The organism is Candidatus Pedobacter colombiensis (assembly GCA_029202485.1).
In the GTDB taxonomy this organism is placed as follows: Bacteria; Bacteroidota; Bacteroidia; order Sphingobacteriales; family Sphingobacteriaceae; genus Pedobacter; species Pedobacter colombiensis.
In genome coordinates this window covers 3,294,293-3,310,211 of sequence record CP119313.1, presented here as the reverse complement: position 1 = coordinate 3,310,211, position 15,919 = coordinate 3,294,293, and the positions used below count along the sequence as shown (strand labels likewise).

The 15,919-nt window shown below is 35.0% G+C and carries 14 protein-coding genes; 9 read left to right on the top strand and 5 right to left on the bottom strand.

The features are described 5' to 3' along the window. Positions 1 to 40: 40 nt before the first annotated feature. Positions 41 to 1,294 (top strand): site-specific integrase, encoded by a 1,254-nt coding sequence (locus P0Y49_13870; protein ID WEK17887.1) that lies wholly within the window; start codon positions 41 to 43, stop codon positions 1,292 to 1,294. Here P0Y49_13870 and P0Y49_13865 read toward each other — a convergent pair. Further along, on the bottom strand, positions 1,291 to 2,079 hold the full coding sequence (locus tag P0Y49_13865; GenBank protein WEK17886.1) for an FRG domain-containing protein: 789 nt from the start codon (positions 2,077 to 2,079) through the stop codon (positions 1,291 to 1,293). The two genes, P0Y49_13870 and P0Y49_13865, sit on opposite strands and share 4 nt — an antisense overlap. 101 nt (positions 2,080 to 2,180) lie before the next feature. Between P0Y49_13865 and P0Y49_13860 the strand changes: the two genes are divergently transcribed. The 4 genes from P0Y49_13860 to mobC all read left to right on the top strand — a co-directional run bounded on the left by P0Y49_13860 (position 2,181) and on the right by mobC (position 6,507). After that, on the top strand, positions 2,181 to 2,453 hold the full coding sequence (locus P0Y49_13860) for a helix-turn-helix domain-containing protein (protein ID WEK17885.1): 273 nt from the start codon (positions 2,181 to 2,183) through the stop codon (positions 2,451 to 2,453). Positions 2,454 to 2,811: 358 nt separating this feature from the next. After that, complete coding sequence (locus P0Y49_13855) at positions 2,812 to 3,219, top strand: mobilization protein (GenBank protein ID WEK17884.1); 408 nt, start codon at positions 2,812 to 2,814, stop codon at positions 3,217 to 3,219. Continuing rightward, positions 3,204 to 4,460: a relaxase/mobilization nuclease domain-containing protein gene (locus P0Y49_13850; GenBank protein WEK17883.1), complete on the top strand. Its 1,257-nt coding sequence runs from the start codon at positions 3,204 to 3,206 to the stop codon at positions 4,458 to 4,460. Before P0Y49_13855 ends, P0Y49_13850 begins: the two co-directional genes overlap by 16 nt. A 10-nt stretch (positions 4,461 to 4,470) precedes the next feature. Beyond that, positions 4,471 to 6,507 (top strand): conjugal transfer protein MobC, encoded by a 2,037-nt coding sequence (gene mobC, locus P0Y49_13845; GenBank protein WEK17882.1) that lies wholly within the window; start codon positions 4,471 to 4,473, stop codon positions 6,505 to 6,507. A 266-nt stretch (positions 6,508 to 6,773) separates the two neighbouring features. On the opposite strand, the gene P0Y49_13840 is transcribed toward mobC, so the two are convergent. The 4 genes from P0Y49_13840 to P0Y49_13825 form a co-directional block, all read right to left on the bottom strand. After that, positions 6,774 to 7,211 (bottom strand): hypothetical protein, encoded by a 438-nt coding sequence (locus P0Y49_13840; protein ID WEK17881.1) that lies wholly within the window; start codon positions 7,209 to 7,211, stop codon positions 6,774 to 6,776. A 254-nt stretch (positions 7,212 to 7,465) separates the two neighbouring features. Continuing rightward, positions 7,466 to 7,966: a hypothetical protein gene (locus tag P0Y49_13835; protein ID WEK17880.1), complete on the bottom strand. Its 501-nt coding sequence runs from the start codon at positions 7,964 to 7,966 to the stop codon at positions 7,466 to 7,468. A 763-nt stretch (positions 7,967 to 8,729) separates the two neighbouring features. Then, positions 8,730 to 9,140 (bottom strand): helix-turn-helix transcriptional regulator, encoded by a 411-nt coding sequence (locus P0Y49_13830; protein ID WEK17879.1) that lies wholly within the window; start codon positions 9,138 to 9,140, stop codon positions 8,730 to 8,732. 46 nt (positions 9,141 to 9,186) lie between these two features. Next, positions 9,187 to 9,633 carry a hypothetical protein gene (locus P0Y49_13825; GenBank protein ID WEK17878.1) on the bottom strand — a complete coding sequence of 149 codons (447 nt, stop codon included), beginning with the start codon at positions 9,631 to 9,633 and terminating at the stop codon, positions 9,187 to 9,189. A 594-nt stretch (positions 9,634 to 10,227) separates the two neighbouring features. Here P0Y49_13825 and P0Y49_13820 point away from each other — a divergent pair. The 4 genes from P0Y49_13820 (at position 10,228) to P0Y49_13805 (ending at position 15,897) form a co-directional block, all read left to right on the top strand. Beyond that, a complete protein-coding gene (locus P0Y49_13820; protein WEK17877.1) occupies positions 10,228 to 10,596 on the top strand; it encodes a hypothetical protein in 369 nt (122 codons plus the stop codon). Beyond that, positions 10,583 to 11,077: a sigma-70 family RNA polymerase sigma factor gene (locus tag P0Y49_13815; protein ID WEK17876.1), complete on the top strand. Its 495-nt coding sequence runs from the start codon at positions 10,583 to 10,585 to the stop codon at positions 11,075 to 11,077. The genes P0Y49_13820 and P0Y49_13815 overlap by 14 nt, the downstream gene beginning before the upstream one ends. 554 nt (positions 11,078 to 11,631) lie before the next feature. After that, entirely contained in the window at positions 11,632 to 12,669 is a 1,038-nt protein-coding gene (locus P0Y49_13810) for a redoxin domain-containing protein (GenBank protein WEK17875.1), read from the top strand. Positions 12,670 to 12,687: 18 nt separating this feature from the next. After that, positions 12,688 to 15,897 (top strand): SusC/RagA family TonB-linked outer membrane protein, encoded by a 3,210-nt coding sequence (locus P0Y49_13805; protein WEK17874.1) that lies wholly within the window; start codon positions 12,688 to 12,690, stop codon positions 15,895 to 15,897. The last annotated feature ends 22 nt before the right edge of the window (positions 15,898 to 15,919 follow it).

The window sequence follows — 15,919 nt, the reverse complement described above, 5'->3', positions numbered from 1 at the left end:
GGCATAAAAGGGCATAAACGGGCTTAAAACAGTTTAAAGCATGAAAAGTACCCACACATTCAGTCTTTCTTTTTTCTTAAGAAAGGACAAAGCTAAAAATGGAAAGGCCCCACTATTCGCAAGAATTACCGTGGATGGTGCATTTACAGATATTTCAACTAAACAAAGGGTGGATATCTTAACTTGGAATCAGGGCAAACAAACTCTTTCAGGTAATGGAGCGGAGGAATTAATGGTGAGAGAAAAGATGCGTCTTCTAATTAACAATCTCAACAACGCTTACAATGATCTTAGGCATGAAAATAAAGCCGTGAATGCTGAATTGATAAAAGCAAGAGTAGAGGGGAGAGATAAAGATCTCTGTTCTTTAAATTTTTTGATGAACTATCATAATGTCGAGCTTGCCAGTTTGTTAGAACCGGGTACACTAAAAAATTATTTTTCTACTGAACGTTATTTACAGGAGTTCTTGGTAAAGAAACGAAAAATGAAAGATATATATCTGGACAGCATCGATAATAAGTTTATTACAGATTTTGGTATATATATGCTTAATCGTGTGCCAGATAAGGGGCAGAAACCGTGTGGAAACAATACACTTATGAAGCACATGGAACGCTTTAAGAAAGTATTTGGAGTTGCTTTGAAAAACGGTTGGACAATGAACCAGCCATTCCTTCATTTTGAACGGAAAATAATACATAAAGATCGTGATTGCCTCGAAATAGAAGAATTAAATCGCATCAGAGACGTTGATGGCTTAAAGAGTAGTGAGATAATCACTCGTGATCTTTTTGTCTTTTCTTGTTTAACTGGATTGGCTTACTGTGATTTGGTGAGTTTGGCTGAAAAGCATCTGGTTAAAGATAGTGCAGGGGAAAATTGGATTGAAATGATCAGACAGAAAAATAGAAACTTTACTGAGCGTAAATTTCATGTGTTATTATTACCCGAAGCTCTGGAGATTATTAAAAGATATAAAAACCACCAGTTTGTAAAAGAAAGTGGAACAATTTTTCCCTTCGTTTCTAATCAACTGGTAAATCGCCATCTTAAAATTATTGCAAAGGCAGCAAATATTAATAAAGTAATTACATTTCATTGGGCAAGGCATACTTTTGCTACCACAGTGACGCTTGAGAATGGGGTTCCAATGGAAAGTGTTTCGCACATGCTTGGTCATGCAAGTATCCGTACAACACAGATATATTCGAAAGTTAAAAGGAAAAAGGTGTTAAATGATATGACGGAACTAAGAAATAAGATTTCAGTACACCTATTAAAAGTGCTTTAATGATTATAAGTTACATTTAAAAATGATTTTTCTTCAATTTCGTCAGACATCTTGGAATATCGCCATTCTAAATGAGCGCAGTAACCATCTATATCAGGAAAGACGGAAGCATTATTGACTCCTAGGGTATGGAGCTGTTTTCTAATAGAAGCAAATTCTTTAGGGTTAATTATGGCTTTTGTAAGTTTGGGGCTAAAATCCTTATTTCTTTCTAAACTTATCATTTTCCCTTCTTCATTGATTTTATGTACAGTGAAAATTCCAGACTGTGCTGATATTCGCCTTGAAACAACTCTTGAACGGAAAATCTTCGTAAGATTATTACTAAAAGGACTAATAAGATCGGTGTCAGTTCTAAAATCCGCTGTTGTTGCATTTAATATCCATACAACACCATTATCTAAACCTGTTTTTTCATTTTTACGAGGAGCTTTTCGTACAGCAAACCATAATGCTACTAGCGCACTATATGTCCAATCAAGTAGTCTTGTAGGTAATCCATGATGTTGAGCTAATGCAAGCATATCCCAATCATTAGTGGGTTGAAATTCAGATAGTGGAAGTATTCCTCTTTCAAATTCTTTTAGTATTAATTCTTCAATCTTTTTTATAGGCCCATTTAACGTCAATCTAGAAAGCTTTGGAAGAAGTGGGCGATCTGCCCCCTGTCCTCTAAATATTAGGTCTGCCTTATTGTTTACCTCCTCACTAGATATTTTAATTCTGTCAATAAGAGCTATGTACTCAGATATGTTTTTGATTTCTAGAGTTTTATAATTTGGCATTTTTTTATGATATGTAAATTATTCTTAGCCACTACCCAACAGGTCACCATAAAAGTAGGGTTTCTATTTCAAATTTTGCACCATAACATAAACGTATTGATATGGCAGCATTCGATTTAATCACAAAAGATGATCTGGAAAAGTTTAAAATTGAACTTTTCGCAGAATTAAAAAGACCCGGCTACAAACTGAATAAAAAGCAAGAGCAAAAAGAATGGCTCAAGAGCTATGAGGTTCGATCTCTCTTAAATATTTCTGCTGGTACATTAGCGACCCTTAGACGAAAAGGAACCTTGCAATTTTCAAAAATTGGAGGCCTTCTTTATTACAAGCACGATGAGATTGTTAAATTATTAGAAGGAACTTCAGCATGAAAAGAGCAACTAGAAAAACCGCAGATTTTTTGGGGACATTTAGGCCAAAGTTTAAGCGATCAAGAGCAGAGCCACGAACAAGGATTAAGCGACTTCTAAGGGAAGCACTATACTTTCAAGACAAGGCAATTCTGGAAGACATTTACAAGAAATTTCTCACCTGAAAAAGCCAGATCATTTTAAATCAATCAAATTATTTATCTCAAACTGAAGTACAGAGTTACTATCGGGGTAGGTGCTTTGAAGTCCGCGTGGACTTAGCAAAGATGTATTTTCGCATGCGAAAAGCTCTTTGCCATCCTAACGGACGGGCATCACTCGGAACTCGTGATGCTAAAGTCAATAATAGGTGCAATGTATGTCAATAAGCAAAGCGAAGGACAATGAGAGCATTTTGAGCCATACGATTGTTGTAAGAATAACGGCAAGCCAATACGAGAAACTTGAAAAAATTTCCAAGTTGAGTGACAGCAGAACCATTGCAAATGTTGTTCGGAAAATTCTTGCTAATAGGCCAATAAAATTGCTTCATAAAGATATTTCCATGAACGCCCCAATGGAAGAAATGGCATTGATCCGCAAAGAAATCAAAAGCATAGGTGTGAACATCAATCAACAAACACATCGCTATCATGCGAGTACTTCAGAAACGGAAAGGTCTTTTCATTCTATAAAAACTGCTGAAACTTATAAATCTATCGAACCCAAAATAGATCAGCTCATGATGATAATCTCAAAACTTGCAGAGAAATGGTTGCAAGAATAAAAATAGGTACAAGCATAAGGGGCATACTCCATTATAACGAAAACAAAGTTGCCGAGGGGGAAGCAAAGCTAATATTAGCTAGTGGTTTTGCGGGCGACATTGAAAATATGACGTTTCAAAATAAGATACAACGGTTTCAGCACCTAACGGAGTTAAAGCCTAGTGTAGAAACGAATGCTTTACACATATCCTTAAACTTTGATACCTCTGAAAAAATTAGTAATGCCAAGATGCAGGAAATTGCAATAGCTTATATGGAGCGTATTGGATTTGGGGATCAACCTTTTTTGGTTTACAGACATAATGACGCAGGACACCAACACTTGCACATTGCAACAGTTAGTATTCAAAGGGATGGAGAAGCGATAAAAACCCATAACATAGGCAGAGACATATCTGAGCCAGCCAGAAAGTCAATCGAAAAAGATTTTTATCTAGTGATTGCAGAGCGTAAGCAGTATAAACAAGAGCCAGGCATAAAGGCAGCCGATATTGAAAAAGCAAAATACGGTAGAACTTCAACTAAACGCCAAATTAGTAACGTTTTGGCTGGCGTAGTGAATGATTATAAATTCACATCTCTTGCAGAGTTTAATGCTGTGCTTATGCAGTTTAATCTCATCGCTGATCGTGGGAAGGAAGAATCTGATATGTTCCAAAATAAAGGGCTTATTTATTCTTTAATTGGAAGTAATGGCGAAAAAATAGGTGTTCCGATTAAATCAAGCGCATTTTATAGTAAACCTACTTTACGCAATCTGGAAATTAAATTCGAGAGAAACATTGAAAAGCGCAAACCATACAAGTTGAATCTCATTGGACGGATCAATAAGGTTTTTACAAAGTATGAGCGTATTACCAAGGAGACACTGTTGGCTGAACTTAAAAAAGACGGAATAAATCTAGTCTTACGTCAAAATGACCACGGTCGTATTTATGGAACAACTTTCATCGATCATCAAAATAAGGCAGTTTTCAACGGAAGCGATTTAGGGAAGCTATATAGTGCTAATTCAATAATAGAAAGGATTAGCTCGGAAGATAGATTAAGATCGTTCCTACAGCCTGTAATCCATCAGAAAACATATCTGAAAGCACCTTCAAGTAAGCTTGAGAAAAATTATTTGCACAAAACGGCGCCAACAAATTACCTCAAAGATTTGCTTGATAAGTCCCAAGGTGACTATGCTCCAACAATTAAACGCAAGAAGAAGAAGAAAAAACGAGGACTAACCTTATAAAACGAAACTTATGAACACAGGAGAAGATACCCAGAGTTTGAGAAAAATCATAGAATTTACAAGGCTCATTAGCATTTTTATCTTAAGCATTCATTTCTATATCTGTTGTTATGCCGCATTTAAACAATGGGGATGCACGGCCGAAATTACTGATCGCTTGATTTCAAATATCGCCAAAACAGGCTTGTTTGATAACTTAGTAACCCCCAAGTTGGTGGCTTTACTTTTTCTAGCTATATCCCTTTTAGGCGTTAAAGGAAAAAAGGATGAAAATATACAAAAGAAGAATATTGTTACCTATATAATTAGTGGACTGATCTTATACTTTGTAAGTGTCCTTTGTTTACTATTGCCTCTACATTTAGTTTCAATTGCCATTTTATATATTGGACTTACTTCTGTCGGCTATATGTTAACCTTAGCTGGTGGTGGTCTATTGTCAAGATTAATCAAGGACACATTCAACAAAGATGTATTTAATACAGACAATGAATCCTTCCCACAAGAAGAAAGGTTACTTGAAAATGAGTACTCTATAAATCTCCCTGCCGCATACAATCTAAAGGGTGAAACGAGAAGGTCATTTATAAACTTAATTAATCCTTTTCGAGGCTGCCTTGTTTCCGGTAGTCCGGGGTCAGGAAAAACATATTTTGTGATACGTCACATAATTGAACAACACATAAAAAAAGGTTTTTCAATGTTTATTTATGACTATAAGTTTGATGATTTAACCAAGATCGCTTACAATAAACTATTACAGTATCATGGTAATTATAAAGTGAAACCTAAATTTTGGGTGATTGATTTCGACAAACCACTTCATCAATGTAACCCCCTTGATCCTAAAAGTATGGATGACATTACAGATGCCACTGAAGCAAGCCGTACTATTATGTTAGGTCTTAACAAAGAATGGTTAAAAAAAACAGGAGATTTTTTCGTTGAATCTCCAATCAATTTTTTAACAGCCGTTATTTGGTATTTGCGAAAGTATCAAAATGGCAAATATTGCACATTACCACATTGCATCGAACTAATTCAGGCAGATTATGATAAATTATTTGCCGTTCTACAAGAAGAAAATGAAATAATAGCTTTGATTAATCCATTTATCTCTGCTTATCAAAATAAAGCAATGGCGCAATTAGAGGGGCAAATCGCAAGTGCTAAGATTGGTTTAGCAAGGTTAGCTTCTCCACAATTGTATTATGTGTTGAGTGGGAATGATTTTACTTTGGACATCAATAATCCGTTAGAACCGAAGATTGTTTGTATGGGGAACAATCCGCAAAAACAGCAGATTTACGGCGCAGTACTCTCATTGTATGTGAGTAAGATGATTAAGTTGGTGAACCGTAAAGGGCAAATGAAAAGTAGTTTAATTTTCGATGAATTTCCTAGTATATACATAGGAGGAGCATCGGGCATTGATGGGTTGCTTGCCACTTGCAGATCGAATTTAGTGTGCTGTACGCTGGCTGTTCAAAATTATGAGCAGTTAACCAAAGACTATGGAGGTGAAGAGGCGGATGTTATAGTTGGTGTAGTGGGAAATATTATAAGTGGACAGGTAACGGGCAGTACTGCTAAAAAGCTAAGTGAAAACTTCGGAAAGATCATGCAAGATAAACAAAGCAGAAGCATTAATAGTGCTGATATTTCTATCTCAAAATCAACCCAAATGGATTTTGCGATACCTGCCTCAAAAATTGCCACCCTTTCATCTGGTGAATTTGTTGGGATTGTAGCAGATAATCCAGATGAAAAAATAAAGCTCAAAATGTTCCATTGTGAAATTCAAAATGACCATAAAGCCATTGCAGAAGAAGAAAGGAACTATAAACCTATACCTGTTGTTGAAAATGTAACGTATGGGGACATAATTGAAAATTATATAGCTATTAAGACAGATATTGAGAGGTTATTCGAATCTGAACTTGGAAAAATTGCAGCTAGACAGCAAAATGATGATATACAGCCACAGCCATTAACTGAGGATGAACAAGTAGAGGAAGAAGAAGCTGAAAAAGGAATTTCGATGTAGTGAGTAAATAAATTATAATCCTGGACAAAAAAAGCCGTTATGTGGTATGGACGTAAAAGCCATTGAAGGAATGAGACGGATAAAAATGGGCCATATCGGGCTTGATTGATGAGGCATATTTTGAAGCTGAAAAACAAAAAATAGCTCTTGGAAACAATCTTACCTAGTCCGTTCACTCCCCTCAATGGAAAATACAAAGGGAACAACGAAATTTGTTTCCTTTGTATCACTGTGCCTTGTTAATTACTAAAAGGCTAATAAATGACCTAACTTAACCTTAAGCTAGTCCTTATTTGAACGACTTCTTTGTGGATTGATCCAATTTCAGCAGTACATAACTTTCCATTTTTCTTTGCATTCTCATCTAAGAATGCCCCCAAACCGATTAAAAATGCTTTTATTGTATCTAAATGCTCATCTAATCCATTTTTTATTAAAAAGAATTTAACAACTGAAGCTTTAATTGTGTCTGCTAACAGCATTTCTAGCTCTCCAATTGAACTGATTCCATTTCTAGCGTTCCAGGTCTCTTCAAGAATATTTTCGACTATAACTGTGGATGCTGCTAAATCCGAAGTTCTTTTGTGGGTTATTGTAAATAACGAAGACTTATAGCGCCTACGAATTTCGGAAAAGGCATCATAATCTCCATTATTTAATAATTTTACTAATTCTCTATCAGTGCGTAAGCTATATTTATCCATCTTTTTCTAGTATTGTTTATTGTCCCAAAACTTTAGGTTTATAGTAGGTTATCACGTTCAAGACTTTCCTGATCCGTAATAGATATTTTTAATTTCTGCTCCTAAGTAAAGTAGGGAAAGGATAGGGTCAATTTTTCTAATGAACACTATATATAGGATGATGATGTAGAAAATCATATATCTATTTATTACCCGATCTGACTTGTGGGATTTAGAAGGTTTTGATAACATTTAAGTACTTTTCCAATAACGTTTTAATACCTGTTTTTTTCTGTGGAATAGGACGATACCTCAAAATCGCCAGTTTGTAATTCTTGGCTTTTTCGCATGATTAACCCTGCCTCTCTAATTTTTGCACCTACTTCCTCAACCGGAATGCGTAGTGTTTGGGCAATTTTAATGTTAGTATAACCTCTGTATGCTAAAATGAATGCAGCGGTATCAAGTTTGGCCCATGATGCCTCTCGATTTAAATCTGTATTTATTTTGAAACTCGAAATATTACCTTGATTTAATGCTAAATGTCTGGCTATATTAACCATCCATGTGAATAAGCGGTATTCATTCTCATCGTAATGCTCAATTGAAGTGTAAATTGTTTCAAAAGTTTTAATCAATAGTAATTCGTTATGTTCAAATCCTGCTATTTGTATTAATAAATCATTTATGGCACCAGAATATTTATTGTAGATGTATTCATATGCTTTTATTTCTCTAATTTTTAAATCTCTAATCAATTCAGCTTCTGAATCCAAGAGTGAAATGTTCCTTAGCACTTTAGCGTAACGGTTAAGTATAAGGATTTGGAAAAATTATTTTTGAATAACAAGTTGATGTCAATTATCAGATTGAGGGTTGCCATAGGTTGTATGTAGTTTATTAATTGTCTATATCATCACATTTCCACATTAGGAACATAAAAAGACCTAATATCAAAAAGCACCAGAATATGAGTTTAAGAATTTCTTCGCTGCTACATTCTTTCATTGGGAAACCATAAAATAGATATTGATCTGAATAGGTGGAAAACAAATCCATTTATAGTTTTTGAATTGTATTAGGTTCGTTAAAGAGGTATTTATTTGGAGGAGGTTTGCCGATTTTTGTAATCGTTTCTTTTATTTAACTATAAATCTGTCGAATTGATTACTAAAGAATCTAGTGGCCTAAACCTGTTCGTCTTTATATCTTCGATACAGAAAAATAAAAGCCTGTTTGATTTTTGATTTACAAAACATATAACTCTCCCTGTTTTTCAATTTTCAGAACTAGATTTTCCTTGTAGTTTGAATCCCTAGTTAATGGGTGAATAAAAGTTAGTTTTTTTCCAAAGCAAAATGGCGGGGGTAATCATAGCTGATTATATCCCCCGCACATTAACGCCTTCAATTCCAAACATATAAATTAAATGTATTATCAAAAAATTTTTGGCTGTAGTAAAAAACTACAGTGCGTTTAAATGCAATGAGGCCACATTATTTTAGAAATGTGGCCTCATCAATATTGAAGAATTGAAAACTATGCCTTTTTAAGTTGTGCTTTGATCGGAGCTGGAGTTTTGGAAGTTCTTGTGTTTTTTCTAGATAATTGTTCTTTTAAGCGTTCAATTTCCTGATCTCTTTCATCTAAAGCTCCTTTGAAATATTCAATAACTTCTGTTATTGGGTTGTTTATCTGGTCATTTGAAAACACATTATTATTGATCGTTATGCTTTTTTGGTCATAATCTTTGATTTGACTAACGGAGGCTTCTAAAATCTTTGATGCTTGTTCTAGTTTCTCCTCGGAAACTCTTTTGTTGTTCTCCATTCTTGATATATTTTGTTGGTTTACACCCATTTCGTTGGCGAAATCAATTTGCTTTATTCCTCTTAGTTTTCTTATTGCCTGAATGTTCCGACCAATGTGCTTGTTTTCAATCTGCTCCATAATGAGAGTTTAATAAACAAATATAATTAAAAACTTTAAGAGGCTTTTATTTCTTTATTGCGTTGTATTTCGCTAACAGTAAGTTATATTTATTTTCAAGTTCAGCATATTTTTCAGCGTTACGTTCACTGGTTAACTGACTTTTTTCCAGTAGAGCAGTGTACTTTCTCTGTAATTCAAGGTATGCTTTACTTTCTTTTTGCGCTAATTCAATTGAGTTTTCTGGCTGAAAATTAAGGATCTCGGGATAAAGTACTGAAAAATCATAATTAATTGCTCTTGCATACTTAGCCATTATTTTGAAATCAAGATATTCCTGTTTAATATGTGCATAAAAAGTATTCTCTTTGTAAGATGCTCGCTCCGCTGCATCCTTATTGCTCAACCCACTTTGAGAAACTGCTATATACAAGCTCTTCCCTCTGCCTTTCAAATCCTTTATATCTATAGACCTCGATTTCATCCTTACTAAAATAAGGCTATATAACTTCAATTTATATTTGATTTATAGTTTGATTTTAATTGAAAAAACTTATATTTGTTAATATTAAAAGTTTGAAAATGCGAATTTTATAAAGTTTGAATTAAAAATTAGTAGTTGAACAGTTGATGTTCTAATGGTGTAATTTAAAGAGTCTCACTTCCACTCGTCTGACAATAAAAATCGAACGTGAGAACGATAGATTATGCCTGCATTACTTAATTGTGCTATATTAGCATCGTTAAGGATGTGGGCGCTATCGTTTATGCAAAGTTCGAAGGCGTCAGACCCGGTGGAATAATGCAATTCGGAGTGCCCCTCCTTATTTCATATATGAGGCTCGTAATCAATACGAGCTATGGAGGTACAAAAAAAAATAGAATTTCCTTATCTGACTATTCACTACTTTAAGGTGAATAGTAAGTCTGTTTTTTTTTGTGTTTTTCTTGGCATAAGTCCATTTGATAAGTTATTCTCCCTAAAACCCAAAAATCCCATATAATATTCAGTTTTTCAAAGCGGGCGACCTTGCCTTATAGGTGGGGTTAGTGTCGCCTTGCTTTGTCTTTTTCAAATACGCTTTTCTAAATCCTAACTAACTTGAAAATGACTGAATATAGTAACCTTTCTGAATCAATATTAATTTGTCTGCTTAGGGCAGATGATCACCTTGCCTTTCAGGAACTTGCGAAACGGCAATTTAAAGCTTTACGAAATAATAGAGCAAAATATGTAGATGAATCCCCTGAGATCATTGCAGTAATTTCATTTACAATTCAAAAAATATGGGATAACCGCCATGAATTGGATGACAATACTGGACTATTTCCGAAATTATTAGGTGTTATTATTCCGAAACTATTTGAGGTTCTTTTTGAAAGTGACAGAAGTGAGGAACACTTATTCGCACTTGGCGAATATTTAAAACGGGGCACAATTGATGTAAAATACTCAAACTATCATGGAACAAATTAAAACATATTATACGCAGGACGAAATGATTGCGGGTTTGATTTTGAAAGACAAACTGGCTTTGAAGAGTTTGCATGATCAATTTCAGGGATGTTTATATGGTATTATTTCGGCCGTATTTGAAGATCATGAGGTGAGGATTGCTGTTTTTCAAAAAGCTATCCTTAAAATATGGGTTGATGCGGATCAATTCGATCCTGAAAAAGAGAAGTTCTTTACTTGGATGCTAAATATTGTCCGCCAAAGTATTAAAGACGAGTTTAACCATTCAACTCACTCTTCCGATTTAATGTATCGGGATGCTGATTTATGCCGGATTATTGATCACAATGATTTTCCGGTTTTCATTAGAATCTTTTTCTTCGGTAGTTCTATTGAGGAAATTGGTAAGGAGTGTGCTATGAGTCCTGATGATGTACGTAAATCGCTTTTTCATGGTATTGAAAGCCTTAAAAAACATTTAGCTCAATCTTTAGTGGAATGAAAAGGCTACTAACATATAGAACAATCTTAGACATACAACACCATTATGCCAAACCAAATTATTTTTTTATAACTAAGAACCAACCACCTTAAAGATTGAATGATATAAATATTAGGTTAACACTTTTAACCATGCACCGTCCCTGCCGAGAATGTGAATGCGTGGTAAGTGGAAACCATGCCTAAAATGGGTATGGCGCTCCACTCGTTATTTCACCTAGGCAGGGACGGATAGCGGGTTTGGAGCTCATGCTCATTTTTGAAGCTCCCAAAACCGTTTAATAACTATTGATTATCAATTTGATTATGAACGGAAATGCAATCTCAACCAACATATATAGGCCATTCAACCCTTAGAGGATTAATAAAAGTGAACTTATTCGATTCAGCTTTTATTCTTCTTTTGTATTTGTTCCTTTTGGGCACTCACTTCCTATTCAGGAAAAAATATAGGTTTTTACAAATCATATTCAAGAATCTAAAAAGACCCCCTGTTTAATCTTATTTATTCAGGCGATCATCCTTTAAAATTTCTTAACAACTAAACTCATTATCATGAAAAAAACAACGATTTACATCGTACTGGCATTGCTATGCCTAAATTTTAAGGTCAATGCGCAGGATAAAATACAAATGATCCAACCCTTAAAAATTGGTGATACGATACCCGAAATACTAAGAAGGCTGCCTTTAGAGGTAATTAATCAGAGGAATGGTGAACGGAATACCAGACTGAATGATTTTAAAAACAAACTTATCATTTTGGACTTTTGGGGAAGAAGTTGCGCCCCTTGTATAAAGGCATTGCCAAAGCTTGATAGCCTCAATGTCATGTTTGAAGACGATGCCATAATTTTACCAATTTCAGACTTCAATAGCGAATCAGAATTGAGGAGTACCCTTGAAAGGTTTAAAATTCAAACCTTATCAATTCATGGCCTTGAAAACAAAACACTTCTTAAATACTTTCCACATCAATTACAACCGCACCTTGTTTGGATAGATAAAGATTGGCGAATTTGCGCTATCACCACATCTGAATATGTCACTCCTACAAATATCAGCCGTTTACTAAATGGATTAAGTGCGGATTGGCCGAGTAAGCAAGATGTTTTGGACTATAACTCTTTATTGCCAATAATTTCAATCAACGTACCTGAAAGAGCTAAGCCGGAACATTTTCTCTATTCCGTTTTCACAACTCATTTAAATGGCATTTCCCCAAAGAACGGAAAAGTAACAGATAGTGTAAACCAAGCTACAACAACGACCTATTACAATATGAGATTATTGTCTTTTATTTCAATGGCACTGGATAATAAGATAGGTGCCCCTGTAGAACAGTTTGATTTGCAGGTCAAGGATAAAAGCAGGTTTATAATGGACAAAGCCGAGAATTATTCTGAATGGGCAATTGATAATACCTTCTGTTACTCAATTCGTCTTCCTATTCAAACCACCCCTAAGGTAACGCAGATGCTTATTCAGCAAGACTTAATTAAATGGATCAGTCTATTAGGGTTATCTATTAAAAAAGTTTCTGTAAACAAGCAAAATCAAAAGAAGTATTTGGTTACAGAAAATAATAATTGAAAATCAAACTAAAATATTATGAACAACAAAATATATCTCTTGGCTATTTCCTTGTGTATGTTTACGCAGGTTAATGCACAAAATAGCAAACGTCTTTTCTTCGGGAGGGTTATTTCCTATGATAACAGGAAGCCAATTGCTAACGCTACAATATTTAGCTTGAAGTCCAAAACAAAAACGATTTCAAATCTAAATGGTGATTTTTCGATTGATCTGGCTGCCTTCAGTGATAGCCTGATTGTCTCACATCTAAACTATCCAGATATTAAAGTTTATGTGGATGGGAAAACTCCTCAACCCTTTGTAATGAGCTTACAGACATCGGAAAGGTTACTACAAGAAGTCGCCATCACCCTAAATACAGGTTTCCAATCTATTGCTAAAGAACGGGCAACAGGGTCGTTTGTTCAGATTGATGAAAAGACCTACAATCAACAAATTGGGACCAATGCAATTGAAAGGTTGCGATATATCACAAATGGGGTAAGTCCCATCGCTGATAGGATTGGAGCTTTTGATAAAGGGCAAATGCTGATAAGGGGGTTAAGTACCTTTACCATTTCAGTGCAAAAGCCCTTGATTATCTTAGATAATTTTGAATATCAAGGTTCTTTGGATAACATTAATCCTAATGATATAGAAAATGTAACCTTTTTAAAAGATGCCGCCGCTGGATCGATATGGGGAGCAAAAGCCGCAAACGGTGTAATCGTAATCACCACTAAAAAAGGTAAGTTTAACCAGCGTGTTAACATTTCCATGAATGCAAACAGTAGTATCGTTGACAAGCCCAACCTATTCTATGAAAGGAATATTTCTTCTAATGACTTAATTGATTATGAACAATTTTTATTTAGCCAAAAATATCGGTTTGCTGATACTTCACGTTCAAATCATCCCCCTTTTTCACCTGTATATGAAATCTTGTTTAAACAGCAAAAAGGTGTCCTTAGTTCAGATCAAGCTTCTTCCCAGTTAAATAACCTAAGAAATTGGGATGTAAGGAATGATTTTAACCACTTCCTTTATCAAAAAGCTATTAATCAGCAATATGCAGTTGGCCTAAATGGTGGCTCTGAAAATCTAGCATGGATGTTTTCTGTCGGATTGGACAGGAACAGCGGTAATCTTAATGAAAAATATAATAGATTAACTTTAAGGTCTTCTAACGTTTACAAGGTCTTTGATAAACTTTCTATTAGTACCGATGTTTTTTTTACGAATAGTAACAATAAATCTGGTAGACCTGCTTATGGTAACATTAAGCCCAATAATGGAGCTTTACCAATGTATAGTCATTTAAGTGATGAAAAGGGCAATCCATTACCCCTGTACATTCAATATCGTGAGGGTTACATCGATAATTTGGGTGCAGGTAAGCTTTTGGATTGGCGTTATTACCCTTTAGATGATTACGAGCACAGTTTCACTAATGGATCAATACAGGATATTAATGCCACCATTGGGCTGAATTATAAAATAATTACCGGGTTGAATATTGATCTAAAATACAGATACCAGAAGCAAAATACAAACGGAAAGACGGAATTTGATCCATTAAGTTATTACAATCGTGATCTAATCAACAGCTTTAGCCAAATCAACCAAAGTACCGGAGCTGTCACATATAAAATTCCAAAAGGAAGTATTCTCGACATTGCTAATAGCAATTTATATGCTCAGAATCTACGGGGTCAAATCAATTACAACAAAGAATGGTCAAAGCATGAAATTAGTTTATTGGCTGGCTCTGAAATCAGTGAAACTAAAGTGGAAAATACAAAAAATCGTTCTTATGGTTATGATCCTGAAACATTGGGGTTCGCCAATGTCGATTATGCGAACACTTACCCATATTTCATTCAAGGTGGAAATAACTTTATTCCTAATGGAAAAGGATTCGGAAAGACTAATAACAGGTTTGCTTCATTTTATACGAATGGAGCATACACCTTTGATGAAAAATATACCCTTTCAGCAAGCGCTCGAAGGGATGCTTCAAACCTTTTTGGTGTAAATACGAATGACAAATGGAAGCCGCTTTGGTCTACAGGCGCTAGTTGGAATGTGACTAGGGAAGGTTTCTTTAGAACAACTTTCTTCAACAATTTGAAAATTAGAGGAAGCTATGGTAAACAGGGAAATATTGATCCCAATAAGGTTGCAGTAACCACTTTTGCCTACGCCGCAACAAATCCTTATACACTGACCCAGTGGAGCCAAATTGTTAACTATCCTAATCCTGATTTAAAATGGGAGCAGGTAAGTATGTTGAATTTGGGAATTGATTTTAGCATTTTAAACAATCGGGTTTCAGGAAGTTTGGAATATTACCATAAACGAATGAATGATCTTTATGGCTCAGTACCTATCGATAGAACAACTGGTATTGGCTTAGGAAGCATTACAAAAAATGTAGGCAAAGCCAAAGGAAACGGTATTGATATTCAAATTAGAACTGTTAATACTATTGGGCAACTTAAATGGAATAGTGACATAATTTTTAATACCTATTACGACAAAGTTACCAAGCTTAATGAACCACCAGTGTTAGGCAGTGGTGCCATAAGTAGTGGTATAACGCTTATTCAGGACTATTCAACTTACGGACTTTTCGCCTATAAATGGGCAGGTCTTGACCCATTAACAGGTGATCCGCAGGGGTACTTAGATGGAGCAATTAGCAAGAACTATAATGATATTAGAAATCAAACACAGTTTTCAGATATTAAATATATAGGCTCCCAAATTCCGAGAATTTATGGTTCATTAGGGAATACCTTCAATTGGAAGAATCTGGCACTAACATTTAGGGTAACTTACAAATTCGATTATTATTTCAGGAGGGAATCTATAGACTACACGAGTCTAACTGCTCAACTTAAAGGCCATGCAGATTATGCAAAAAGGTGGCAAAAACAGGGTGATGAAAAGGTTACTGACGTCCCATCGTTTATATTTCCGGCTGTTGCCGCAAGAGATGAGTTTTACAGGAGTTCCGAGGTGTTAGTTAGTAAAGGGGATCATATTAGGCTACAATATGTAAACCTTAGCTATGAACTGAATAAAAAACAGATCAAAAATTTACCATTCAGTAGGATACAGTTATATGGTGTTGCTAGTAACCTCGGAATAATATGGAAAGCGAACAAAGACGGCATTGATCCAGATTATTCAAAAATTCCTGATCCACAATCATACGCTTTTGGGATCAAATTAATTTACTAACCAAAAAATATAAATCATGTGT

What these genes read in the sequence shown, in the direction of transcription:
- P0Y49_13870 (WEK17887.1), top strand. Translation starts at nt 41, where the DNA reads ATGAAAAGTACCCACACATTCAGTCTTTCTTTTTTCTTAAGAAAGGAC.
- P0Y49_13865 (WEK17886.1), bottom strand. Translation starts at nt 2,079, where the DNA reads ATGCCAAATTATAAAACTCTAGAAATCAAAAACATATCTGAGTACATA.
- P0Y49_13860 (WEK17885.1), top strand. Translation starts at nt 2,181, where the DNA reads ATGGCAGCATTCGATTTAATCACAAAAGATGATCTGGAAAAGTTTAAA.
- P0Y49_13855 (WEK17884.1), top strand. Translation starts at nt 2,812, where the DNA reads ATGTCAATAAGCAAAGCGAAGGACAATGAGAGCATTTTGAGCCATACG.
- P0Y49_13850 (WEK17883.1), top strand. Translation starts at nt 3,204, where the DNA reads ATGGTTGCAAGAATAAAAATAGGTACAAGCATAAGGGGCATACTCCAT.
- mobC (WEK17882.1), top strand. Translation starts at nt 4,471, where the DNA reads ATGAACACAGGAGAAGATACCCAGAGTTTGAGAAAAATCATAGAATTT.
- P0Y49_13840 (WEK17881.1), bottom strand. Translation starts at nt 7,211, where the DNA reads ATGGATAAATATAGCTTACGCACTGATAGAGAATTAGTAAAATTATTA.
- P0Y49_13830 (WEK17879.1), bottom strand. Translation starts at nt 9,140, where the DNA reads ATGGAGCAGATTGAAAACAAGCACATTGGTCGGAACATTCAGGCAATA.
- P0Y49_13820 (WEK17877.1), top strand. Translation starts at nt 10,228, where the DNA reads ATGACTGAATATAGTAACCTTTCTGAATCAATATTAATTTGTCTGCTT.
- P0Y49_13815 (WEK17876.1), top strand. Translation starts at nt 10,583, where the DNA reads ATGGAACAAATTAAAACATATTATACGCAGGACGAAATGATTGCGGGT.
- P0Y49_13810 (WEK17875.1), top strand. Translation starts at nt 11,632, where the DNA reads ATGAAAAAAACAACGATTTACATCGTACTGGCATTGCTATGCCTAAAT.
- P0Y49_13805 (WEK17874.1), top strand. Translation starts at nt 12,688, where the DNA reads ATGAACAACAAAATATATCTCTTGGCTATTTCCTTGTGTATGTTTACG.